The following is a 23,091-nucleotide window of genomic DNA, read 5'->3' on the forward strand; positions in this document are numbered from 1 at the left end:
AACAACCACCTGGATGAACGGGTGGTTGTTTTTTTGCTTGCGTATAAGGTGTGAGCGATGGGGTGCTTGGTGCTTGGTGCGGCGATTAGAAGAAAGTAAAGGACCCATCGCCGCATTTTCGCCTCAAGTGCGGCTTTGAGCACAAAAAAAATTTCTTAACGCCGCATTTTGGTGAAAAAAGCGGTGTTCCTGAGATTCGAAACTCCTCAACGCCGCACTTTGGGCTGTTAGTGCGGCGATACGCGATTATACATTTTCTAATCGCCGCATTTCTCGCTGAATGTTTCTTCTATGAATCTGATTCCCAGTCCAATTCTGGACTAAATGCGGCTTAATCTTATCGGAACCAAATAAAATTTGTAATTCCTGGACGGCATCTCTGACGGCTTGCTGTTTTGTCTTAGTTGATTTGCAAATTGAGCAGTAGAATTTTTTGGAAGTAGCGAGTTTCATTTTATTTTCACAGATTCTGCAAAACACGCCCCGCTCCAATTTACCGAAATCAAACGCCATCAACTGTTCGTAACGATTTATTGTTTGGTGAGATTCGTGCAAATAGCGGGCGAGTTCGTAGTGTGCGCTCGTCAAACGTTGGTGGTCCTTCGCGATATACGAAACAAACCGGTCGAGCTGACCAAACTGGATGAGAGGCATTTCCATTGTGGAACCGTGTAATTGAAACATAGGATTAACCGTCAAAATCCGTGATTGAATTTGAAAATCAAAGCCTTGGGTAAACGAGCGCAGTTGTTGCTCAGTCCGTTCCAGTTGCAGAAAGGGATTGTCGCGTGGCTGCATCTGATGGTTGTAGAAATTTCCATTTTGGTAGACAAAGGTCCCGCCGTAGTTCTTGATTTCACATAAATAGATTTGCGCGGGGGCGATAATCAATTTGTCGATTTGGCAGAAACGGTTGCCTTGCAGACACAGGTTATTAAGGATGATGCAATTGTCCAGACGCGAGTCGAATAAATCATCCGCAGCTACTTCACCTTCGTATCCATTCTGTTGATCCAAATAATTCCGTTCCTGTTCTTTAGTAAATGGCATGCGGGGATGGAGAATTTCCATCACCTGTAAATTATGTGGCTTTTTTCTCATATATATTCCTCCTTACATATATATAAGCAAAAAATGTCAAAAAGCTTTTTTTTTGTAAAAAAATATCCGTGCAAAATGGCACCATTTGTATTACTATTAAAAGGGTATTTAAATTGTAAAATATTTATATAATTAGGAGCGAGATGGATTGAAGAAAAGAGATGCATTTATCGTTGTAATTCTGGGAATTATTACGGTTGCGGTTATTTTTGTGGGTTTCCGCTATCGTCAAAACATTCAAGCTGACCTCGTAAATAAAAGTGACTATGTTGAAGTGAATCAAACAGAGTCTTTCGAGGCGCGACAAAAGAAAAAAGAAGAAGAAAAACGCGCGAAGTTTTTGTCTGCGTTTGATAAAAAACGTGAAAGTAATACTGTTGCAGATTTCTTGCAGTACGTGAAATATGCAAAAGGCGATACAAATGTGGCTTTCTACGGCGAGATTGAAGACAAGGCACAATGGGCTGTTGATAACATGACTCAGTTAGCGACTGAGCGGGCGTTTACTGAAATGCAAACGAACTTTGTCAGCACGCTGGAGTCTGAATCTATTGGGGACCGCGTTGAAGAATTAATTGAACTTAAACCGGACGTGGTATTCTTCCATACACCGATGCCTGTTCAGGAAGTAAACTGGACCGCAGATGGTGAAGCGGTAGAGACAGATAATCTTTCAGAAGTTTTAGCTGCTTATGACGCGATGAAAGAAGAATTACCAGAAACTTTAATTATCCTGGTTACACCGGCACCGCGCCAAGTGGATCCTGAGAGTGAAGAAGAAATTTCTTGGCACCAGGTTGAAATCGATGCACTTGTCAGCGAGAGCGAAGGGTACGAAATCCCTGTTTATAACATTCATGACCAAGTGATGGAGCACTTAACAGCTAACGCATTGGAAATTTCAAGTCTGTATAACGAAGAAGGTACTTTTAAACCTGAAACGTCGGAATTATTGAAAAATATGTTCGCTCAAAACTTGAAAACTTTAGAGATAGCTACAACAACTGCATATGTACTGGATGGTAAACCAGCAGAAGTAGATATTGTCATTGAAGTTTACTCTGAAGAAGAAGAGTCTTCGGAAGAAATTATAGAAGTGGAATCCTCTGAAGAAATAATAGAAGAATCCGAATCAGTCGAATTGGAAGACGAATGGTATGAATCAGAAACAGAAGTTGAGGAATGGATTGAGGAATCGGTAGAGGAAACTTATGTGCCACCGGTACAAAAACCCACAACTCCAGCTGTAAAACCAAGTACTCCAACTAAGCCGGTTGTAAAACCAACACCGCCTGCTGAAGAGTCTTCGAGTTCGGTTCAGCCGACAACGCCAAAACCAGAACCAAAACCGGAGCCTAAGCCAGAACCTAAGCCAGAACCAAAACCGGAGCCAGAACCGGAACCGGAAATAGAAGAATCATCAAGCCAAATTCCACATGCACCTGTGGAATCAAGCGAACTAGAATCCGAATAACACCACCAAGCACCCCGCATATACGGGGGTGCTTTTTTAATAAGCGAAAGTTTATAAGAATGTTATAAATACGTGAGAATAACCCCTTTGAGTATCAATGGAAACGCTTTTTTAGTATAATTAGGTTGAAAATAATGACGGTTTCCGTTAAAATAGCACTTCTTAAAAAACTGCTATGTCACAAACATTTGTCGTAACCTGTCAGTTTCAATAGAAAAAGGAATGAGTAGTATGGAAATGAAGAACATAGTATTCACGGACCAGATGATGAAGAACCATCCTTATGATGAAAAAACTGGTTTGTTAAATGTCACCCCTGAATTTGATTTAACTTATGCAACCGATGAAAAACTCGGATTTATTTTTTCGCCGGATATGACGATTTTTCGTGTATGGGCGCCTGCTGCCTCCAAAATAGAACTTATTTTATTTCATACCTTATACGGGGATGGAGCAGAACACATTGCGATGAATCAAGTTGCACCAGGAACTTATGAAATTGATATCAACCGTAACTTGGATAATGTGGCCTATAACTTTGGTGTTTATTATCCAGATGGAAAATATACTGAAACAGTCGATCCTTATGCAATCGCCACTACAAGTAATGGGGAACGTTCGGTGGTCGTTGATTTACTGACAACGAATCCGGAAAATTGGAGTGAAAGAATGCCGCCTTTCACAGCTACAACGGATGCCGTTATTTATGAAGCAAGCGTTCGGGACTTTACCATGTCGGAATCAAGCGGGGCAAAGAATCGTGGGAAATTTTTGGGTGTGGTGGAAAAAGGAACCAAGTCACCTAACGGACTGCCTACTGGGCTGGACTATTTGAAAGAGCTCGGGATTACGCATCTGCAGTTAATGCCGATGTACGATTTCCAGACTGTGAATGAAGAAAATCCCGAAGAGAAATATAACTGGGGGTATGATCCCCAAAACTACAATGTGCCGGAAGGTTCCTACGCGACCGATCCACGTGATCCAAAAACCCGTATTCGGGAAATGAAACAAATGGTGCAAGGTTTGCATAATGCCGGCATTCGCGTGATTATGGACGTGGTTTATAACCATGTGTATGATCCTGATACACATCCATTTGAAAGGGTGGCCCCGGGTTATTATTTCCGCCGCAATGAAGATGGCAGTATGTCGAACGGAACAGGTGTGGGCAATGACACCGCTTCGGAACACGCAATGATGAAAAAATATATTTTGGACAGTGTGAAGTATTGGGCGCAGGAATACCATATCGACGGGTTCCGTTTTGATTTGATGGGCATCCATGATGTTGATACGATGAATGCTGTTCGCGATACGTTGGATGAGATAGACCCTTCCATTATCGTGTTGGGTGAGGGTTGGAATTTAAACACGAATTTGCCGGAAAATAAACGCGCATCCAGTATCAATGCGCGCCAAATGCCTGGCATTGCACATTTTAACGATGCAATGCGGACTGCAATCAAAGGTGCGGACATGGGTGGCGGTTTTGACCCCGGTTTTATTTCCGGAAAGCCATTTATGGAACAGTGGATTGCGATCAATCAGCAAGGTGGATTGTACTACCCGCAGGATATCGCAGGTTATCAACAACCAGATCAAATTGTCCAATATGTTGAAGCGCACGATAATCATACATTGTTCGATAAATTAGCGATAAACATGGCCCATGACGATGAGCGGACACGTACGCGCCGTCATTTGTTGGCGTCGACATTGGCGATGTTGGCACAAGGGATTCCATTCATCCATTCCGGGCAGGAGTTCTTGCGCACAAAGCAAGGAGAAGAAAATACCTATAATCTACCGGACGAAATCAACATGATTGATTGGGAACGCCGCGATGCGAAGCAAAAAGAAGTGACGTATATGAAAGAATTGATTCGCTTGCGTAAGTCCGAACCATTATTCCGGATGCAGGATACGTTGGATATCGCCAAGCATATGGAAGTTTTGCAGGCGGATTACTACCAGATTGTCTGGCAATTAGAAAACGAAACCGATTTTTACTATATTATCTTTAACGGAAATGGAGACCCCCGTTACTTCAGTATTGAAGAGGGAAACTTTGAATTGTTGGTCCATGATTGTACCGTGACTTTGGATAACCCACGGATGTGGTTTGATACGGATGAAATCAAGGTTGAAGGCTTTTCGACCACTGTACTCCATAAAAAGAAATAACTTTGGTACAATAGTATTAAAAGAATAAATGGGGTGTCGCGGTGATAAAATTAGTAGCGATTGATATTGACGGAACACTTGTTAATGAAAAGAAAATCATGACTGAAAAAGTTAAAAAGACCATTCATGCTGCGATGGATCAAGGTGTAAAAATTGTCCTATGCACGGGACGTCCTATTTCCGGAATCAGGCCTTATTTAGAAGAATTAGGGATGTTTGCGGAAGATGATTTCGTGATTTCCCAAAATGGTGCGGTGATTACCCGAACGGACACAGAGGAAATTATCGAAGTTTGGCCGTTTGAAAAAAACGCTGTTGAGAAGTTGTATGATTTCGGAAAAGATTTTTCGGCTGATTTCCTGGTCATGAATGAGGAAAAGTTCTATTTGATTGTGCCTGAAAAAAATCAAAAGGCTATGAGACCTGCATTGATTAGTGAGGGCGAAACCGTCAGAATGGCTGTTGATACAACGACTATTGGTGGGTTAGAAGGGGAATTCGTCAAGGTCTTATTTTTTGGGGAAACCGCTGAGATTGATGAAGTTGAAGCAGCAGTTCCGAGTGAATTCCGGGATGATTTTTCGGTAACACGGAGTCAAACGTACTTATTGGAAATTGCGGCTAAAGGTATTAATAAGGGAACGGCGTTGACGAAATTGGCGCAAGACCTGGGCTTTGAACGCGAAGAAGTCATGGCGATCGGTGACGGCAATAATGACTATCACATGATTAAGGCAGCTGGTTTGGGAGTGGTGATGGAAAACGGAACCGACTACCTGAAAAGTGTCGCCAAGGAACTGACTCTATCCAACGAAAATGATGGTGTTGCCCATGCGATTGAGAAGTTTGTGTTGAAATAAAATTAAAAACCGGGAGAACTTTTCTCCCGGTTTTTCTATACTTAAAAATCATCAATTTGTGATATTTGGTAGTGTTTGTTGCTCTGTCGAAAGTTGGTGACGGCTTTGTTGAACCTGATCAGTTCATCTTCATATTCCAGTATTGCACTCATCAAGTGGATACCACTGTAACCTTTTTGATGGACAAAATCAGTAACGTTACTTTGTTCTTGTGCATGTTTGAAAAAGTTGTCGAGCAGGAGTTTCCGCTCTTCTTTATTTGCTTCAAAGAACTGGACTTGTTCCGGGGCAACCCGGCCGCTGAATTTCAGCATGATTTGTTCGTGTCCGGTCATTAAGGTCTCCATCCGTTCGCGGATTGTGACCCGCATGGACTGGGGAAAGTTAAAGAAACTATTTTCGTATTCGTGCATCACCGAAAGGACGTTGTATGCAGCGCGGGTAGTTTTAATCATGCGCCGGTAAATAACGAGTTGTTTTCTTTCATCAAGTTTGTAACGTGTGAAAGGAAGGCGGCTTTCTTGCAAGAGTTCAAAGAAATAATCCATTCGTGTAAGCTGGGCACGTGCCCATTTCAAATCCTTGTCCATGATGGAAAAGTTAGTGTTTTTGCGCAAGCTAGACCGAATCCACACGAGGAATTCGCTCGTTGCATAGTCGATGATATGGTATAATTTCTCACCGTATTTAGGTGGATGGATGAAAGTATTGACCAAAAAGGCGATGATGACGCCGATGAAGGTCTCGGCTACCCGAATCGCTGCGACGCTGTAAAGGGAGCCACTTTCGTTCAGCATGATAACAATCATGGTAATGGCAGCCAAGCTGATCACGTCACCTAATTTTAAATAATTCAGGATGGCAATCAACAAGACGGTTGCCAGACCGATGATAATAACGTTGGTACCAATGGTGGTACTGATAAGTGCTGCCAAAAATCCACCGATTGCGTTGGCGACGAGTCGGTTGCGCATAGTCTGGTAAGATTTTGCGACAGAAGGTTGAGTGGAGGGTACTGCAGAAATTCCTGCGATGACACCCGCATCAGTTGCAATCAGTTGGGCAAGTATTATAGATAAGGTAACAGCAAGTCCGGTTTTAAACGCACGCGCACCTAATTTCATATGGGTTCAGCTCCGAAATTCTTTATTTAATTTGGTCATTATATCTTACATTCACTACAATTGTAAATGACCCAGTGTTTAAAGGCAACGTCTGAAGTATATAGAGTGAAAATTATGGGGGAATTTGTTATAATAAAGGATAGTAAAAATGGCCTTCCTGATGGAAAGAGGGTAGAAAAAAATGACACATCCAATGGTAAGTGATTCGATAAATAAATTAAGGCATGAAAATGTCCGCATTACGCCGCAAAGGGAAGCGATTCTCGAGTTTATGGTTGAAACAGATAACCATCCAACCGCCGATGAGATTTACCAAGCTTTGTCGGTGCGTTTTCCCAGTATGAGTGCCGCAACGGTCTATAATAACTTGCATTTGTTTACCAAGGTTGGTTTTGTTAAAGAGCTAACGTATGGGGACGGCGCAAGCCGGTTTGATTTTACAAATACCCAGCATTACCACGCAATCTGTGAAAAGTGTGGGGCAGTGGTGGATTTATATTACCCGATTCTGGACGATTTAGAGGAAGTAACCCATGATTTGATTGGGTTTGAAGTGACGCATCACCGCATGGAAGTGTATGGTATCTGTGCTGATTGTCTTGCTCAAAAAAAATAGCCTTTTCTAATATGGAAAAGGCTATTTTATTGTATAATGGTAGTAATTATTGTGTTTGAAGGGGGAAATGAATGCCAACTTTAAATGATGTTGCCAAGCTGGCAAATGTTTCAAAAATGACTGTATCCCGGGTAATCAATCATCCTGAGCAAGTAACGGAAGAATTACGCAATTTGGTTCATAAAGCGATGGTAGAACTGGACTATCGGCCGAATAAAGCCGCGAAAGCCTTGGCACAAAACCGGACGTTGATTGTGAAGGTCATGATATTGGAGGAGTTGGACACAACCGACCCCTATTTCATGAACTTGTTGATCGGGATTGCGAGTGAGTTGGACAAAAACCACTATGCTCTGCAATTGATTACCCAGGACAGTACAAATAAAACCGAGTGTGACGGTTACATCATTATGGGGATGCGCGAGAAGGACTATACGTGGATTAAAGAGATTCCGAAGCCGGTAGTCCTTTTCGGTGAAAATGACTATGGCGTGACTTACGTCGATTCAAATAATGTCGGTGGAACTGCGAAGGCGACCGAATTTGCCATTTCGCGCGGATATGAAAAAATCACGTTCGTCGGGATTGATGTGGCGGATTTGTTCGAGCGCTCCCGCGAAAAAGGTTATTTGGAAACGATGAAAGCTGCAGGAATGGAGACGGAGATATTGCGGTTTGATAACCACTCAACGCCGCCGATGGAATACTTCCGCGAAAACTTGCATCGCTATCCAGAAAATACGTGCTTCGTTTGTGGATCGGACCGATTGGCTTTAGGTGTTGAAAATGGCATCCATCAAACAGGGAAATCCGTTCCGACTGACTACGGGGTTATCGGTTTCGATGGGGTTTTGCTGGATCAAATCGCGTTACCGAAACTTACCACCATCAAACAAGATGTCCGCCAAATGGGAGAATTGTGTGCGCAAATTGTGTTGCGCAAGATACAGTTTCCGGATGAGGAAGTGGAAAGTATCGAGTTTGATACCCAATTGATTATTAGAGAAAGTACAAAATAAACACGCGCGAGCGTGTTTTTTTGTTAGGGTAATTTGTTGAGGTGCGGCGTTGGCGTCGAAAAAAATTCTTAACGCCGCATTTTTGTGCTAAATGCGGCGTTCCTAAATAAAATTGAACCGCATCGCCGCATTTCAGCCCAAAATGCGGCGTTCCTCATAAAACTAGACCACCAACGCCGCACAAATAGTAAAAAGTGCGGCGTTCTGGACGAAATGTCCCAGTGAACGCCGCACCACCAACCATAATATCACTTATTTCCCATTCATCTCCACCGATTTAGCAATGGCTGCTTCAACTGACTGCATCACCGCACTCCGCAAGCCGGTTTCTTCGGCCTTAACGACCATTTCAATCGTCGTGCCACCGGGTGAGCAAACAGCATCCTTCAGTTCTCCCGGATGGCGACCGGATTCCAGCACCATTTTGGCCGTTCCCAACATTGCTTGCGCTGCAAAGTTATAAGCCTGCGCCCGGGGCATACCGGCACGCACCACTGCATCGGCCATCGCCTCAATGACCATGTACAACATTGCAGGTGAGGAACCACTGACGCCGATTACTGCGTCAAACAACCGTTCTTCAACAACCTCAACTTTTCCCAAACTACTGAACAATGCCACCAATTCTTCCTGTTCTTCCCGGGCTACACCCTCACCGAAACACAAGCCAATCATCGCTTCCCCGACCGCAGCTGGTGTATTCGGCATCGCCCGCGCAATTTTTACAGGCGCACCAAATGACTCCATCACGTCTTCAAGCGTTACTCCGGCGGCAACCGCCACTATCACTGCGTCAGGACGGACCGAGTCGCGCACTTCTTTAATAATCGCATCATACAAGTGGGGTTTTATCGTTAAAAATAAAATATCGGCAGCTTTCGCCACCGTAACGTTATCGGTGGTCGTCAAAATTCCCCATTTCGCACGCAAACCCTCCAATACTTTCTCGTTTCGCCGTGAAGCAATCACGTCACTCGGCTCAGCAAACCCGGCGTTCAACATGCCTTTTAAAATTGCTTGGCCCATATTTCCCATGCCAATGAAACCTATTTTTTTATTCATTTCCGCACCGTCCGTTCATCTATTTTCTTTCTATTATAACAAGAACATCCCCTTCATCAAAATTCGTATTTTGATAACGGTAACAAGTTGCTTTCGTAATCGTTTTCAGCGAAACTAGGAATAAGAGGAATTTTAAAAGGAGGCAACAACATGGAACAAAACATACCATGGTGGCATAAAACGATTTTATACCAAGTGTACCCAATGAGTTTCCAGGATACCAACCATGACGGCATCGGTGACATTCCCGGAATCACGCGTCGTTTGGATTATATCCAAAGTCTGGGCGTCAACATGATTTGGATCAATCCCATTTTTGCTTCACCAAAAGTGGACAACGGCTACGATGTTTCCAATTATATGGAAATCGATCCGCAGTTTGGCACGATGCAGGACGTGGAAGAACTGATTCATGAAGCTCATATCCGGGGCATCAAAATTATTTTTGACCTGATTCTCAATCACACATCCGACCAACATCCTTGGTTCCAGGAAGCAATCAAGAGCCCGGATAATGAATACCGCAATTATTATATTTGGCGTGACGGCAAGAAGAACGGAGCGAAAGCGCCCAACAACTGGGAAGGTTTTTTCAATACTTCCGTCTGGGAAAAAGGTCCACTAGAAGATGACCAATACTATTTCCACTTGTTCGCCAAAGAGATGCCCGATTTAAACTGGGAGAACCCGAATGTCCGCCGTGCTCTTGAAGACGTTGCCCTGTTTTGGCTTGATAAAGGAATCGACGGTTTCCGGCTGGATGCCTTTATCCACATCGTGAAAGAAGAAGGTTTTCCGGATCTCGATTTACCGGAAGGCCAAATCGACTTGGCCGAACAGTATTACTCTAACTTACCGAAAGTGAATCAGTACATGCGGATTTTTACTACCAGTCTGCGCGAACACTTCCCGGATATTTATATGCTGGGTGAAGCAGCTTCGGCAAATGTTGAGTTGGCACGTTCTTACTGCGACATCGATCAAGGCGGCTGTAACTCGGTCATCACCTTCCGCTATTTCACGATGGATGAAGAAGCAAAGGACAAACGCCTCAACGGCAACATGCAGGCAACCAAACTCCTTTATCCAGAGTTCGAAGCAAATATGGATGAGTGGCAACGCGCCATGGCTGATGTTGGTGGACCGACGCTTTACTGGAGTAATCACGACATGGCCCGGACTGTTTCCCGGATCGGAAACGACCATATCTACCGCGACAACTCTGCAAAAATGTTGGCAACCTTGATGTATTTACAAAAAGGCATTCCCGTTATTTACAATGGTGAAGAAATAGGCATGAAGAACTTATATATTGACGCTATCGAAGATTTCAAATCCCCGGAAGCGCAAGGATTTTATGAAAAAGCGCTGGAGCTTGGTTATACGAGGGAGTGGGCGATTCACAATATCCGCGAAACTTCCAAGGACTCAGCACGGGGCGGCATGCAGTGGCATGATGGCGACTATGCCGGTTTTTCGACCGTGGAACCGTGGAGTGGCGTCAATGTAGAGAAAAAATATAACGTCAAAGACCAGATGATGGATTCAGAGAGCATTTTGATTCATTACAAAAAAATCCTGGATTTAAAACGGACGGAATTATTCTGCATAGGTGATTACCGTTTGTTGCCAACCGATGCCAACATTTACGCCTATGAGCGCGAGTATAGTAATAAAGCCGCAACAATTATCTGTAATGTCACCGAAGAGATGCAATTTTACGATTTACCACCTGTTCCGGAAAATGGCTATCGGCGTCCCATCTTGTCAAATGAAGGGGTTCGTCTGATAAAAGGGGGCAACACCGTTCGTTTAGGCCCTTATGCAGCAGTGGTACTACTCACTGATTATGAATAATAAAAGGAGGATTTTATGGCACACGATACAGACATAGCTTTACGCAACCAAGTCATGTATAGCATTTATGTCCGCAATCATACCAAAGAAGGAACGTTTAACGCCATCATTCCTGATTTACCCCGGATCAAGTCCTTTGGAACCGACATTATCTGGTTGATGCCCATTCACCCAATCGGGGAAGTGATGCGAAAGGGACTGGCCGGTAGTCCCTATGCAATCAAGGATTTCCGGGCCATCAATCCGGAATATGGCACAATGGCTGACTTCAAATTACTGGTCGATGCCATCCACGCACAAGGCATGAAATGTATTATTGATGTGGTTTACAATCATACCTCGCCGGATTCCGTTTTGGTGAACGAACATCCTGAATGGTTCTACCGTCGCCCCAACGGCAAGATGGGGAACAAAGTAGGCGAATGGTATGACATTGTCGACCTGGATTATTCGCATCCTGAATTATGGGATTACCAAATCGAAACATTGAAGATGTGGTCGGAAATCGTTGACGGCTATCGTTGTGATGTTGCCAGTTTGGTTCCGAAAGAATTTTGGATACGGGCACGCAAAGAAGTGGCAGAAGTTAATCCGGATACCATTTGGCTAGCCGAATCGGTTCATACCCATTTTTTACGTTCACACCGGGACCGCGGAAATATTGGTTTATCGGATAGTGAAATATACGAAGCATTTGACATTACTTATGACTATGATGTGGAGGATTTTTTCACTGCATACTTAAATAAAGAAATATCATTGAAAACTTATTTGCGTATCTTGATGTTCCAGGATGGTATTTATCCGAAAAACTATGTAAAGCTCCGCTTCCTGGAAAACCATGACCATCCAAGATTTAGAGCACGTGTGAAAGATCCACGGGCTGTGCGCAACTGGACGGCATTTTCCTTTTTCCAAAAAGGAACAACATTGATTTTTGCCGGTCAGGAAAAGGGAATTGCCCACTTGCCTGATTTGTTCGATGTCGATCCCATTGCCTGGGAAAGGGCAGACATGGAATTGTCGCTGTTGATGCAACGTTTGGGGAATCTAAAGGCTGATGCTGCGGTACGTGAAGGGGCTTATCATTTGGAGGCCGAAGAGGGCGTGGATGTAGTCAATGGTGCTTACGATTACGAGGGTCGCACGCTACATGGCATTTTCAGCTTGGATGGCAAGCGCCACGATGTTCCAGTTGATGCTCCAGATGGCGAGTATCGCAACCAAGTGGATTCAGAATTGGTAGTCGTAGAAAATGGCATGATTGCGGCAAAGGGCGAACCAATTATCTTTACGCACTATCATCCAAAACCTCCTATTCGTTAACTATTGAAATATTGTTACCGATAACAAATAGGAAACGCTTGCAAAAAAGGGCTTTCAATAAGATAATGAATATGTAAACAAAATATGTATAGACATCATAGGAGGATGTAAATATGTTAACAAATTGGAAAAAAGGTAGAATTGGTCTTTTGGCAGCTTCATCCGCATTCTTGTTAGCGGCTTGTGGCGGGGGAGAAGATGCAGAGACAGTAGAATCAACAGATCCAGGAACACAAGAAACAACTGACGAAACTGCTGGTGGTGATTTTTCTGGACAAACGTTGAACATTTCAGTGGGTGACGATTATACACCATTCGTTGAAGCAATTATTCCTGCATTCGAGGAAGAATATGGTGTGACTGTCGAATTGACAGAACGCGATATGTTCGAAAACCTTGAAGCACTCCCATTGGATGGTCCAGCAATGCTTGGTCCAGACGTAATGATCGCACCATATGACCGCGTGGGTGGTTTAGGTCAACAAGGGCACTTGTTAGACGTAACACTTCCAGATGACGGCCGTTATGATGACACAGATAAATTACAAGTTACTGCCAATGATACAATCTACGGAAATCCATTTGTAATTGAAGCATTGGTTATGTATTACAACAAAGAATTGTTGGATGCAGCACCGACAACGTTTGAAGAGTTGGAAGAATTAACGAAAGATGAGCGTTTCGCATTTTCTTCTGAAGAGGGCAAATCAACAGCTTTCCTATCTAACTGGATTGACTTCTATAACTCATACGGTCTATTGGCTGGTTATGGCGGATATGTATTCGGTGAAGACGGAACGGACACAACAGATATCGGTTTGAACTCTGAAGGGGCAATCGAAGCCATTGAATACGGCACTAAATGGTTCCAAGAGTATTGGCCACAAGGTATGTTGGATAAGACAACTTCCGGAAACTTCATTGATGATCAATTCATCGGTGGAAAAGCGGCAGCAATCATCAACGGACCATGGGGAGCAGCTAACTACCGTGACTCAGGTGTTGATTATGGTGTAGCACCGGTTCCAACATTGCCAAACGGCGAACCATACGCACCATTTGCGGGTGGTAAAGCATGGGTGATTTCTTCTTATACAGAAGTTGGGGATCTGGCACAAGAATTCTTGAACTTTGTAACAAATGAAGAAAACCAAACATTACTATTCGAAGAATATACGGCTGAAATTCCAGCTAACCAAGATGCACGTAAAGTAATTGCTGATGCTGGTGAAGATGAGTTGGCTGTTGCCGTTATCGAACAATACAACTCTGCAATTCCAATGCCAAACATTCCAGAAATGGCTGAAGTTTGGACGGGCGCAGAAACAATGATGTTCGATGCCGTTTCAGGCAACAAAACAGCTGAAGAATCTGCTAATGATGCAACAGAATTGATTCAACAAAATATCGAGCAAAAATATTAATAATTAGGCGATTAAAAGCCTGATATTCCATCGGCAGAGACGTGCCCTGTCTCTGCCGTTGATTTTTGAAGAGGGGGAATTACCGTGGAAGAATCAAACGGAAACGGACGTAAAAAAGTAGAATTTTCCGCCGAGGATCAACAACGGATCAAAAAGGCAACCCTTTTGTCCATCGTTCCTGGTCTTGGGCAATTATTCAATAAACAAACTGCAAAAGCAATCCTGTTCTTTGCCTTCCTGGGATTTGTTATTGTCGAAATGGCAGTCTACGGCGTTGATGCCTTATCGGGATTGATTACGCTGGGTTCAACACCACGTGAGGATCACTCCTTATTCTTGATGATCGAAGGAGCCTTGCAAATTCTGGTCATGATTATCTTTGCTTTAATCTGGATCATCAATATCTATGATGCGCACCGCGTTGCAAAAATTAAGGCGCTGGATCCCAGAAATGTCAATTACTCACCCAAAGCGATGTTATGGAATGCTTACAACAATGGCTTCGCCTATCTATTAACCATTCCAGCTTACATCGTCATGCTTTTCGCCATTTTATTCCCAGTATTGGTAACGATTTTCATCTCATTCACAAACTATGATTTCTACCATATCCCACCTGGTACTTTAGTGGATTGGGTTGGATTTGATACCTTCAAGAATATTGTTTCCTTGAGTACTTACCGTGATACCTTCGGGGCGGTATTCTCATGGACAGTCATCTGGACGGTTTCGGCAACGACACTCCAATTGGTCATCGGTATTTTTACGGCGATGGTTTTGAATCAGCCTTTTATTAAAGGTAAACGTTTCTTTGGGGTAATCATGCTTTTACCTTGGGCAGTTCCCGCGTTCATTACCATCATGTCATTTTCGAATATGTTCAATGACTCAGTAGGGGCGATTAACTCCCAAGTTATTCCCTTCATCAATAACTTACCATTCGTTGATATTCCGTCGATCGCGTGGAAAACAGATCCGTTCTGGACCAAAATCGCGATTATCGCTATCCAGGGCTGGCTAGGTTTCCCATATATTTATGTATTGGTTTCTGGTATTTTACAATCCATCCCAGCAGACTGGTATGAAGCAGCTGTTATTGATGGTGCGACCACTATCCAGAAATTCCGTTTTATCACCTTGCCACAAATCTTTGCTGTAGCGGCACCGATTTTCGTAACGCAATATACCGGTAACTTCAACAACTTCTCCATGATTTACCTCTTCAATGAAGGGGGACCGGGTAGTGTGGGATCAGGGGCTGGTGCAACGGATATCTTGATTTCCTGGATCTACAAATTGACGACAGGACAATCACCTCAATACAACATCGCTTCGGCCGTGACATTGATTATTTCGGCAGTCGTTATCACTATTTCAATGTTAATCTTCAGCCGAACACGTGCATTCGAAATGGAGGATTAGGACATGGAAAATAAAAAACCGAAAAAAGTCCGGACACAAAAAAGTGCACGCCGTACAAATAAAATTTTGACCTATACTTACTTGGTGTTTCTGAGTATTATCATTATTTATCCGCTTTTGATTACGGCGACATCGGCTTTTCGTGCTGGTAACTTGCTGGCGTTTGACTTGAATCTAACCGGACCTTGGACCCTGGATAATTTCCGCCGTTTGTTCGAGGAAACGTTATATCCGCAGTGGTACATGAATACTTTGAAAGTGGCTCTGACAACCATGGTTATCCAGGTTGCAACGATTACCTTGGCAGGATTTGCTTACAGCCGTTATCGTTTTATCGGCCGTAAACAATCACTGAAATTCTTCTTGATCGTGCAAATGGTACCGACAACAGCAGCCTTGACCGCTTTCTATGTTATGGCGTTGTTACTTGGTGGTTTGGACAAACACTGGTTCTTGATTTTCGTTTATATCGGTGGCGGTATTCCGATGAATACGTGGTTGATGAAAGGGTACTTTGATACGGTACCGATGGAACTGGATGAATCAGCACGTTTGGATGGTGCGGGTCACTTGCGTACTTTCTGGCAAATTATTTTGCCATTAGTGCGTCCAATGATTGCTGTTCAAGCATTATGGGCATTCATGTCGCCATTTGGTGAATATTTGCTTGCACGTTTCTTATTGCGTTCGCCAGCAAACTACACCGTAGCGAATGGTCTGCAAACATTTATCAACAACCCCCGCGATCAACGGGTCGCATTGTTTGCGGCCGGGGCTATCCTGATCGCCGTTCCGATAGCAACTTTGTTCTTCTTCTTGCAAAAGAACTTTGTTTCTGGTCTAACAGCAGGTGGAACAAAAGGTTAGAAAAAGATTCTGGCGTTGCGATTGTGTGTTTGGCGACCTTCAACTAGAATAAAGAAAATATAGAAATGTAGGTGGACACACATGCAAAATGCAACTTTTCCGATTGATTATTTCCGTAGTACCTTAACACCCGTCTCGATGTTCCGCGGCCGAAAATTCCTGAGCTGGCCGAAAATCATCTTCGTGATTTTATTTTTGAATGGCTTGATGATGATTCCCATCGTTTTGAATTATGCGGACGATGACAGTTTCAGTTTGGAACCGACGTATCCGATTGTTTTCGATATGGTGGATGAAGCGGTCGTCACTGCCTTGAATAGCGAGGAGGCCTTTTTCCAGGAAAAAGAAAACGGTGTGGTTGTAGGCGGTGGGGAAGAATCCGCCGCATTGGAATATGACAACGTGCTTTACTTCGGTGAAACGGAAATGGTTTTGAAAGAGGGGGATTCTCCGATCACGCGGGCGACTTATACCAAAGATTTGGAGTGGGGCGATTCGGTCGAATCGGTGCGCTCCCAAATGAGTCGTCAGTGGTATTACATGAATCGGGTGTTTATTGTCGCGACCTATTCGTTCATGATAGCAGGGATGCTTTTGTTGATGAATGTGTTGTTGATAGTGGGTGCGGCGTTCTTCATGTATTTGGCCGGGAAGAATTCAATTATGGAATTGGATACGTTTAAAGAGAGTGTAAATGTGATTTTAAATGCGGTTGGATTACCGGTTTTGGCATCGTTGGTGGTGGGATTGTTCTTACCGGAAATAACCACGATGATGAGTGTGCAATCGATGGGCTTGGTTTTGATGATTGTCTTGCTTTATTTCAAGACGCGTTTTTCCGAACAATACATTCAATCACAAGAAGACAAATAGAAATCGTGTTAGTTTAGAGGAGTGTAGCGAATCGATGAAAAGATTATTTGATATTGATCCGTGGAAAGTAAAAACTTCGACTTTTCATGCAGATGATAAAAGGCTTCAAGAGAGTTTGACGTCAATCGGTAATGGTTATATGGGGATGCGCGGTAACTTTGAGGAAGGTTATTCAGGCGACACGCATGAAGGAACTTATTTGGCGGGAGTTTGGTATCCAGACAAAACACGCGTCGGTTGGTGGAAAAATGGTTATCCAGATTATTTCGGAAAAGTCATCAATGCCATGAACTTTATCCAGGTGGGTATTATGGTTGATGGTCACCAAGTGGACTTGGATAAAGATACGTTCCGAGATTTTTATTTGGAATCCGATATGAAGACGGGTGTACTGACGCGTCGCTTTGTGTGGACAAGTGATGACGGTGAAACGGAGATTGGTTTTCATTTCACTCGTTTCCTGAGCATTGTGGATAAAGAAATTGCTGTTATCCAAGTAAAGGCGGAAATCTTGAAAGGGAATCCTGAGATTTCGATGAAGCCTGGTTTGGACAATCGCGTTCATAATGAAGATGCCAACTACGATGATGTGTTCTGGGAACAGGTGGCTGAAAACGTGGCACCTGCCAGCGTAACGGCCCGCACGATTGCAAATGATTTTGGCATCGAGCGGTTTACGGTAACGGGATTGATGCTGAACGAAGTAAGTGGGTTGCGTTTGACGGATTCGGAAGTCTCCGATTTGCAAGCTTTTGAGACCTATACGGGTCAAGTGGCTGAAGGTGAGACCGTTGTCTTGAATAAATATGTGGCGATGGTAACGAGTCGAGATGTCGAACCCGAACAGCAAGAAGAAAAAGCGGCTGAGTTGGCGAGAGCTGCTAAAGCCAAAGGTTTTGAGGAATTATTAAAAGAACACGTTGGTGCTTGGGATGTCCGTTGGCAAAAAGCGGATGTTAAAATCGTCGGCGACGATGAAGCCCAACAAGGCCTGCGTTTTAACTTATATGGTTTGTTCTCCACCTATTATGGCGATGATGATCGCTTGAATGTGGGACCAAAAGGATTTACGGGCGAAAAATACGGTGGCGCGACCTACTGGGATACGGAAGCCTTTATCGTGCCGATGTATCTGGCAGTTGCTGATCCGGAAGTAACCCGTAACTTGTTGAAATACCGTCATAACCAGTTGGATAATGCCTATGTCAATGCCGGCAAACAAGGCTTGCAAGGTGCGTTGTATCCAATGGTTACTTTTACGGGTATTGAGTGCCATAACGAGTGGGAAATCACCTTTATGGAAATTCACCGTAATGCGGCCATTGCGCATGCCATTTATAACTATACGAAATACACAGGTGACGAGTCGTACCGTGTGAACGAAGGTTTGGAAGTGCTGGTTGGGATTTCCCGTTTCTGGGCAGACCGGGTTCACTACTCCAAACGTGCCGGTAAATATATGCTGCACGGTGTAACAGGACCGAACGAATACGAAAATAACGTCAACAATAACTTCCATACGAACCGGATGGCAGCATGGTCATTGGAGTATACATTGGAAGCTTTGAAACAAGCGGAAGCAGACAAAGTTTCAGAGTTGGCAGTTACTGAAGATGAAAAAGCGAAATGGCAAGACATCATTGCTAACATGTATTACCCATATGATGAAGAGTTGGGTATTTATGTTCAACACGATACCTTCCTGGATAAGGATTTAATGCCGGTCAGTGATTTGGATCCGGAAAAAGACCTGCCATTGAACCAAAAATGGTCTTGGGATAAAATCCTGCGTTCACCGTTCATTAAACAAGCGGATGTTTTGCAAAGTATTTATTACTTGCGTGATTGTTTCACGATGGAAGAAAAAGAAAAGAACTTTGACTTCTATGAGCCGATGACGGTTCACGAATCCTCATTGTCACCAAGTATCCATGCGATTATAGCAGCCGAATTGGGACGTGAAGAAAAAGCGGTTGAGTTGTACTCGCGCACAGCGCGTCTGGATTTGGACAACTATAACAATGATACGGAAGATGGTTTGCATATCACTTCCATGAGTGGGGCCTGGTTGTCCATCGTTGAAGGATTCGCGGGGATGTATGTGACGGAAGAGATGTTGACTTTCAAACCGTTCTTACCGAAAAAATGGGAAGCTTATGATTTCAAGATCAACTTCCGCGGTCGTTTGGTGGATGTCCACGTTGATAAAGAGGGTGTGCGTTTGACGCTCGAAGAAGGCGAACCGATGGAAGTGAAAGTGTTCGATGAAGTAGTAATGGTTTCGGATTCGGTAACAAAAGAATTGCAATAGAATAAGGTTAGGGAGGGCTGGGAAGTTCCCAGCCCTTTTTCAAAGGAGGATGCAGAATGGTATTGAAAGGTGTCATTTTTGATTTGGATGGTGTGTTGACGGATACGGCGGAATTTCATTTTCGGGCGTGGCAGGATTTAGGTGAAAAAATTGACATTTCCTTTGATCGGGCTTTCAATGAAAATTTAAAAGGAATTAGTCGAATGGATTCGCTGGACCGCATTTTGGAACATGGTGGCAAGAAAGATGTGTATTCTATAGAAGAAAAAGAATCGTTGGCTAAGGAAAAGAATGATGATTACGTGGAATTGATCAAGGAAATAACACCAGCGGACATCTTACCGGGTGTCAAGAAGTTCCTGGATGATTGTCGTGAGGCCGGTTTAAAACTGGGATTGGCTTCCGCCAGCAAGAATGGTCCGGCCATTTTGAAAAACTTGGGCTTAACGGATTATTTTGAAGTGGTGGTTGATCCGGCTTCACTTACTAACGGAAAACCTGATCCGGAAATATTCCTGAAGGGTGCGGAGTTGTTGGGACTTGATCCTTCTGAGTGTGTCGGAGTAGAGGACGCGGAAGCGGGGATTGCATCCATCAACAGTGCCGGCATGTTCTCGGTTGGCGTTGGCTCGCCTGAATCCATGAAGCAGGCAGATTTGTTTGTGGAAGAGACCATTGAACTGGACCTGGATGCGATTATTAAAGCGCATGCCGCAAGAGGATAGCCTTAAATAAAGAGAGTGCTCAAAAAGGCGTTTAGCCCCGAACCACTGGAACGAATAAGCACAGGATGGTCGCAGACCATCTGAGCATTATTCGTGAAGTGGCGTCGGGGCTGCCTTTTTGAGCACGTTTGCGTTGAAGTATTCGTAAATAGATAAGGGCTGGGAGTTATTTCCCAGCGCTTTTGTCGTCTAGATATTTGCTAAACCATTCAGTGGCGAGTTCGGCTACTTGCTCCAGTGTCCCTGGTTCCTCGAAAAGGTGGGTAGCGTGAGGGATGATGGTTAGTTTTTTTATGTTCGTCATTTGGTCAAAGGCTTGTTGGTTAAGGCCGATGACCACATCATCGTCACCGCCCACTATCAGCAGGGTCGGTGCTATAATTGTATTAAGATAAGCGGGCGCTAAATCGGGCCGGCCGCCACGGGAAACTACCGCCTGGATTTGATCGCCAAGATTTGCTGCACTCTGTATGGCTGCTGCCGCACCGGTGCTGGCACCGAAATACCCGAGTGGTAATGATTCAAATTGTGGATGTTTTTTTAGCCACATAGTTGCGACCTCCAAACGGTGGGCCAATAACGCAATATCGAAGCGGGTTGCATAATCACTGTCTTCTTCCGGAGTGAGCAAATCCATTAACAAGGTTATGAATCCGTGTTGCTGAAGCTCGCGAGCCACAAAATTATTACGGGGGCTGAAGCGACTGCTGCCACTGCCATGTGCAAAAAGGATAATACCGCGCGGATTGGCGGGACTCTCCAGCGACCCAATAATGGTGGCAGTGCCATCGGGAATATGCACCAGATTGTTCATTTTTTGATTCCTCATTTCGTATTTTTTCCAGGAGGTGTGTTATGGAACGGACAAAAATCATTGAATGGTTGCTCGAAGGAGATGTGTCAATACAGTACCAAGTGCAACGTGATTTACTGGCTGCGGGGGATGAAGTGTTAGTACCATTGCAAAGGCGAATCGCGCTGGAAGGTTGGGGGTTTGAATTTTTACAAAGACAGCATGCTGACGGTCATTGGGGCCGTGGTTTTTATCAACCGAAGTGGACATCCACTCATTACACTTTATTGGATTTGCGGAATTTAGGTTGTTTGCCCACACCGGAGATTTCTAAAGCACTGGCGTTAATAGTGGATACGCGCAAAGGGTATGATGGTGGGATAAGCTGTCATGTGGCGGTAAGAGAAAGTGATTTGTGTGTGAATGGGATGTTTTTGAATTATGCCTGTTATTTTGGTATTTCTGAAGAAGAGATTATGTCGGTAGTTGATTTTATCATCAGTCAGCAATTGCCGGATGGTGGCTTTAATTGTAATCTGAATGTAAGTGGCGCGAAACATAGTTCCATGCATTCGACATTAAGTACACTGGAAGGTCTTTGTGAGTATCGCCTGCAAGGGTATGGTTATCGGTTGGATGAACTCATGCAGATAGAGAGGGAGGCTCGGGAGTTTTTGTTGCGTCATCGGTTATTCCGGTCAGATCATACCGGGAAGGTTATCGACTCAAAGTATTTACGTTTCCCTTATCCTTCAAGGTGGCGGTATGATGTCTTACGGGCACTGGATTATTTTGTTCATGCTGGAGTGCCTTATGATGAACGAATGCTGGAAGCGATAGAGATTGTCGAGAAGAAGCAAAATGACGCTGGGAAGTGGCTGTTGCCAGCACATTATCCCGGTTCGGCTTTTCACTTTGAAATGGAGGAGCCAGGAAGAGAGAGTCGCTGGAATACTTTACGGGCGCTTCGGGTAATGGATTACTTCGGTATTTAGAAAGGGCTGTTCTATCTCGAGTTTAAGGACTTCCTGTAGGGTTGTCAATTAGGATGGTTAAGAAAAAAATATGAGTAAAAAAAATAATATTTTAGAGCGTTTCCCCTTTACAAGAAACCGTTTTCATGTTAGTATATGAGTGTAGAGAAGGATACAAATTACATTTCAATAGAAATGAAGTAAAGAAGATGAAGTGTATGCAAATCTTTCTTTACAGAGGATCGCTAAGGTTCCCATTTAATAATTTAGTTCCATCGATTTAGTGGCAACAGATTTTAGAAAGACCCGTAAGTCTTTGAAGATCAGTAAGAAACTAGGATGGACAACTAAATTGGGCAACTAACAATTTAACTGAAAGGCTAGTAACAACAGTAAACCTGGAGCTAGATTTTGGGACCTTGCGATTCATTTAATCATAGAACAATCGCAGAGATTGATCTATGACGAAGATTCTGATCAGATTGAGAGAGGCGAGATGCCCCGTTCTGATGAAGGATAGAATCTTCAATATATTCATCTTCATCTTGTGGCCGTGTTCCTCATAAATGGGATAGCCGATAAGGAAGGAAAGATTCATATATCGGTCCCCTGAGTGAAACATGAAAACCTAGTAAACGAAAGTCTACCAACGGATGTAGTGTTGGTACTTAATCGAGGGACATGTGTTACAGCGATGAAGGGGAAGAGTTGCATTTGCAGCTCTTCCTATTTTTGTGGGATTTTTTCATTGACATGAAAAAACGCATATGTTAAAGTAGTTTTTACATTGCGAACACAACCTTTACATCTTCTTTACAAAAAGATTAAAAATCGGTTGACATTCATTTCCGCAGATGTTATCTTAATAAAGTCGCTGCAACGCGTCAGAAACTTCTTGAAAAAATTATTTCAAAAAAGTGTTGACAAAGAGTTATGCAGGTGATAATATTAAGAAGTTGTCACGAACGAAACATCACGTAACACGTGATAACGGATTGGCCTTTGAAAACTGAACAAAGAATGAACGAACCAAACGTGCAGGGCATCCTGACGGATGCACATTAAGCCGACACGCA

General features: G+C 43.6%; 18 protein-coding genes. 14 read left to right on the top strand and 4 right to left on the bottom strand.

What is annotated here, in order from left to right; translation table 11 throughout:
- Positions 1-246: 246 nt before the first annotated feature.
- The gene (locus ACTVAI_RS08965; protein WP_443473368.1) at positions 247-1,101 is read right to left on the bottom strand and encodes a nuclease-related domain-containing protein; all 855 of its coding nucleotides are present in this window, start codon (positions 1,099-1,101) and stop codon (positions 247-249) included.
- Between the two features lie 148 nt (positions 1,102-1,249).
- Here ACTVAI_RS08965 and ACTVAI_RS08970 point away from each other — a divergent pair, with 148 nt between their 5' ends.
- The 3 genes from ACTVAI_RS08970 (at position 1,250) to ACTVAI_RS08980 (ending at position 5,622) form a co-directional block, all read left to right on the top strand.
- Positions 1,250-2,575 (top strand): hypothetical protein, encoded by a 1,326-nt coding sequence (locus ACTVAI_RS08970; protein ID WP_443486467.1) that lies wholly within the window; start codon positions 1,250-1,252, stop codon positions 2,573-2,575.
- A gap of 231 nt (positions 2,576-2,806) precedes the next feature.
- Entirely contained in the window at positions 2,807-4,762 is a 1,956-nt protein-coding gene (gene pulA / locus ACTVAI_RS08975) for a type I pullulanase (protein WP_443486468.1), read from the top strand.
- A gap of 41 nt (positions 4,763-4,803) precedes the next feature.
- On the top strand, positions 4,804-5,622 hold the full coding sequence (locus ACTVAI_RS08980) for a Cof-type HAD-IIB family hydrolase (protein ID WP_443486469.1): 819 nt from the start codon (positions 4,804-4,806) through the stop codon (positions 5,620-5,622).
- 41 nt (positions 5,623-5,663) lie between these two features.
- Here the strand turns inward: ACTVAI_RS08980 and ACTVAI_RS08985 are convergent, their stop codons facing one another.
- Positions 5,664-6,746 (bottom strand): FUSC family protein, encoded by a 1,083-nt coding sequence (locus tag ACTVAI_RS08985; RefSeq protein ID WP_443473372.1) that lies wholly within the window; start codon positions 6,744-6,746, stop codon positions 5,664-5,666.
- Between the two features lie 181 nt (positions 6,747-6,927).
- Here ACTVAI_RS08985 and ACTVAI_RS08990 point away from each other — a divergent pair, with 181 nt between their 5' ends.
- Both ACTVAI_RS08990 and ACTVAI_RS08995 read left to right on the top strand, forming a co-directional pair.
- Complete coding sequence (locus ACTVAI_RS08990) at positions 6,928-7,362, top strand: Fur family transcriptional regulator (protein WP_443473373.1); 435 nt, start codon at positions 6,928-6,930, stop codon at positions 7,360-7,362.
- 71 nt (positions 7,363-7,433) lie between these two features.
- Positions 7,434-8,381 (top strand): LacI family DNA-binding transcriptional regulator, encoded by a 948-nt coding sequence (locus ACTVAI_RS08995; RefSeq protein WP_443473374.1) that lies wholly within the window; start codon positions 7,434-7,436, stop codon positions 8,379-8,381.
- Between the two features lie 252 nt (positions 8,382-8,633).
- Here ACTVAI_RS08995 and proC read toward each other — a convergent pair whose 3' ends face one another.
- On the bottom strand, positions 8,634-9,443 hold the full coding sequence (proC, locus tag ACTVAI_RS09000) for a pyrroline-5-carboxylate reductase (protein WP_443486470.1): 810 nt from the start codon (positions 9,441-9,443) through the stop codon (positions 8,634-8,636).
- 150 nt (positions 9,444-9,593) lie between these two features.
- Here proC and ACTVAI_RS09005 point away from each other — a divergent pair, with 150 nt between their 5' ends.
- The 8 genes from ACTVAI_RS09005 to pgmB all read left to right on the top strand — a co-directional run bounded on the left by ACTVAI_RS09005 (position 9,594) and on the right by pgmB (position 20,248).
- Positions 9,594-11,300 (top strand): glycoside hydrolase family 13 protein, encoded by a 1,707-nt coding sequence (locus tag ACTVAI_RS09005; RefSeq protein ID WP_443486471.1) that lies wholly within the window; start codon positions 9,594-9,596, stop codon positions 11,298-11,300.
- A 15-nt stretch (positions 11,301-11,315) separates the two neighbouring features.
- Positions 11,316-12,626, top strand: coding sequence for an alpha-amylase family glycosyl hydrolase (locus tag ACTVAI_RS09010; RefSeq protein ID WP_443486472.1), 1,311 nt, complete (start codon positions 11,316-11,318; stop codon positions 12,624-12,626).
- A 113-nt stretch (positions 12,627-12,739) separates the two neighbouring features.
- Positions 12,740-14,050: an extracellular solute-binding protein gene (locus ACTVAI_RS09015; RefSeq protein WP_443486473.1), complete on the top strand. Its 1,311-nt coding sequence runs from the start codon at positions 12,740-12,742 to the stop codon at positions 14,048-14,050.
- 147 nt (positions 14,051-14,197) lie between these two features.
- Positions 14,198-15,472, top strand: coding sequence for an ABC transporter permease subunit (locus ACTVAI_RS09020; protein WP_443486479.1), 1,275 nt, complete (start codon positions 14,198-14,200; stop codon positions 15,470-15,472).
- Positions 15,473-15,475: 3 nt separating this feature from the next.
- Complete coding sequence (locus tag ACTVAI_RS09025) at positions 15,476-16,339, top strand: sugar ABC transporter permease (protein ID WP_443473379.1); 864 nt, start codon at positions 15,476-15,478, stop codon at positions 16,337-16,339.
- Positions 16,340-16,420: 81 nt separating this feature from the next.
- Complete coding sequence (locus tag ACTVAI_RS09030) at positions 16,421-17,212, top strand: hypothetical protein (RefSeq protein ID WP_443486474.1); 792 nt, start codon at positions 16,421-16,423, stop codon at positions 17,210-17,212.
- A gap of 34 nt (positions 17,213-17,246) precedes the next feature.
- The gene (locus ACTVAI_RS09035) at positions 17,247-19,523 is read left to right on the top strand and encodes a glycoside hydrolase family 65 protein (RefSeq protein ID WP_443486475.1); all 2,277 of its coding nucleotides are present in this window, start codon (positions 17,247-17,249) and stop codon (positions 19,521-19,523) included.
- A 56-nt stretch (positions 19,524-19,579) separates the two neighbouring features.
- Entirely contained in the window at positions 19,580-20,248 is a 669-nt protein-coding gene (pgmB, locus tag ACTVAI_RS09040; RefSeq protein ID WP_443486476.1) for a beta-phosphoglucomutase, read from the top strand.
- A 166-nt stretch (positions 20,249-20,414) separates the two neighbouring features.
- Here the strand turns inward: pgmB and ACTVAI_RS09045 are convergent, their stop codons facing one another.
- The gene (locus tag ACTVAI_RS09045; protein ID WP_443473383.1) at positions 20,415-21,062 is read right to left on the bottom strand and encodes a dienelactone hydrolase family protein; all 648 of its coding nucleotides are present in this window, start codon (positions 21,060-21,062) and stop codon (positions 20,415-20,417) included.
- Between the two features lie 41 nt (positions 21,063-21,103).
- On the opposite strand from ACTVAI_RS09045, the gene ACTVAI_RS09050 reads away from it, so the two are divergent.
- Entirely contained in the window at positions 21,104-22,036 is a 933-nt protein-coding gene (locus ACTVAI_RS09050; RefSeq protein ID WP_443486477.1) for a hypothetical protein, read from the top strand.
- The last annotated feature ends 1,055 nt before the right edge of the window (positions 22,037-23,091 follow it).

Origin of the sequence: Jeotgalibaca sp. A127, from assembly GCF_052266745.1 — a bacterium.
In the GTDB taxonomy this organism is placed as follows: domain Bacteria; phylum Bacillota; class Bacilli; order Lactobacillales; family Aerococcaceae; genus Jeotgalibaca.

What these genes read in the sequence shown, in the direction of transcription:
- proC (WP_443486470.1), bottom strand. Translation starts at nt 9,443, where the DNA reads ATGAATAAAAAAATAGGTTTCATTGGCATGGGAAATATGGGCCAAGCA.
- ACTVAI_RS09050 (WP_443486477.1), top strand. Translation starts at nt 21,104, where the DNA reads ATGGAACGGACAAAAATCATTGAATGGTTGCTCGAAGGAGATGTGTCA.
- ACTVAI_RS08965 (WP_443473368.1), bottom strand. Translation starts at nt 1,101, where the DNA reads ATGAGAAAAAAGCCACATAATTTACAGGTGATGGAAATTCTCCATCCC.
- ACTVAI_RS09030 (WP_443486474.1), top strand. Translation starts at nt 16,421, where the DNA reads ATGCAAAATGCAACTTTTCCGATTGATTATTTCCGTAGTACCTTAACA.
- ACTVAI_RS08985 (WP_443473372.1), bottom strand. Translation starts at nt 6,746, where the DNA reads ATGAAATTAGGTGCGCGTGCGTTTAAAACCGGACTTGCTGTTACCTTA.
- ACTVAI_RS08990 (WP_443473373.1), top strand. Translation starts at nt 6,928, where the DNA reads ATGACACATCCAATGGTAAGTGATTCGATAAATAAATTAAGGCATGAA.
- ACTVAI_RS09045 (WP_443473383.1), bottom strand. Translation starts at nt 21,062, where the DNA reads ATGAACAATCTGGTGCATATTCCCGATGGCACTGCCACCATTATTGGG.
- ACTVAI_RS09035 (WP_443486475.1), top strand. Translation starts at nt 17,247, where the DNA reads ATGAAAAGATTATTTGATATTGATCCGTGGAAAGTAAAAACTTCGACT.
- ACTVAI_RS09010 (WP_443486472.1), top strand. Translation starts at nt 11,316, where the DNA reads ATGGCACACGATACAGACATAGCTTTACGCAACCAAGTCATGTATAGC.
- ACTVAI_RS09005 (WP_443486471.1), top strand. Translation starts at nt 9,594, where the DNA reads ATGGAACAAAACATACCATGGTGGCATAAAACGATTTTATACCAAGTG.
- pulA (WP_443486468.1), top strand. Translation starts at nt 2,807, where the DNA reads ATGGAAATGAAGAACATAGTATTCACGGACCAGATGATGAAGAACCAT.
- ACTVAI_RS08995 (WP_443473374.1), top strand. Translation starts at nt 7,434, where the DNA reads ATGCCAACTTTAAATGATGTTGCCAAGCTGGCAAATGTTTCAAAAATG.
- ACTVAI_RS09015 (WP_443486473.1), top strand. Translation starts at nt 12,740, where the DNA reads ATGTTAACAAATTGGAAAAAAGGTAGAATTGGTCTTTTGGCAGCTTCA.
- pgmB (WP_443486476.1), top strand. Translation starts at nt 19,580, where the DNA reads ATGGTATTGAAAGGTGTCATTTTTGATTTGGATGGTGTGTTGACGGAT.
- ACTVAI_RS09025 (WP_443473379.1), top strand. Translation starts at nt 15,476, where the DNA reads ATGGAAAATAAAAAACCGAAAAAAGTCCGGACACAAAAAAGTGCACGC.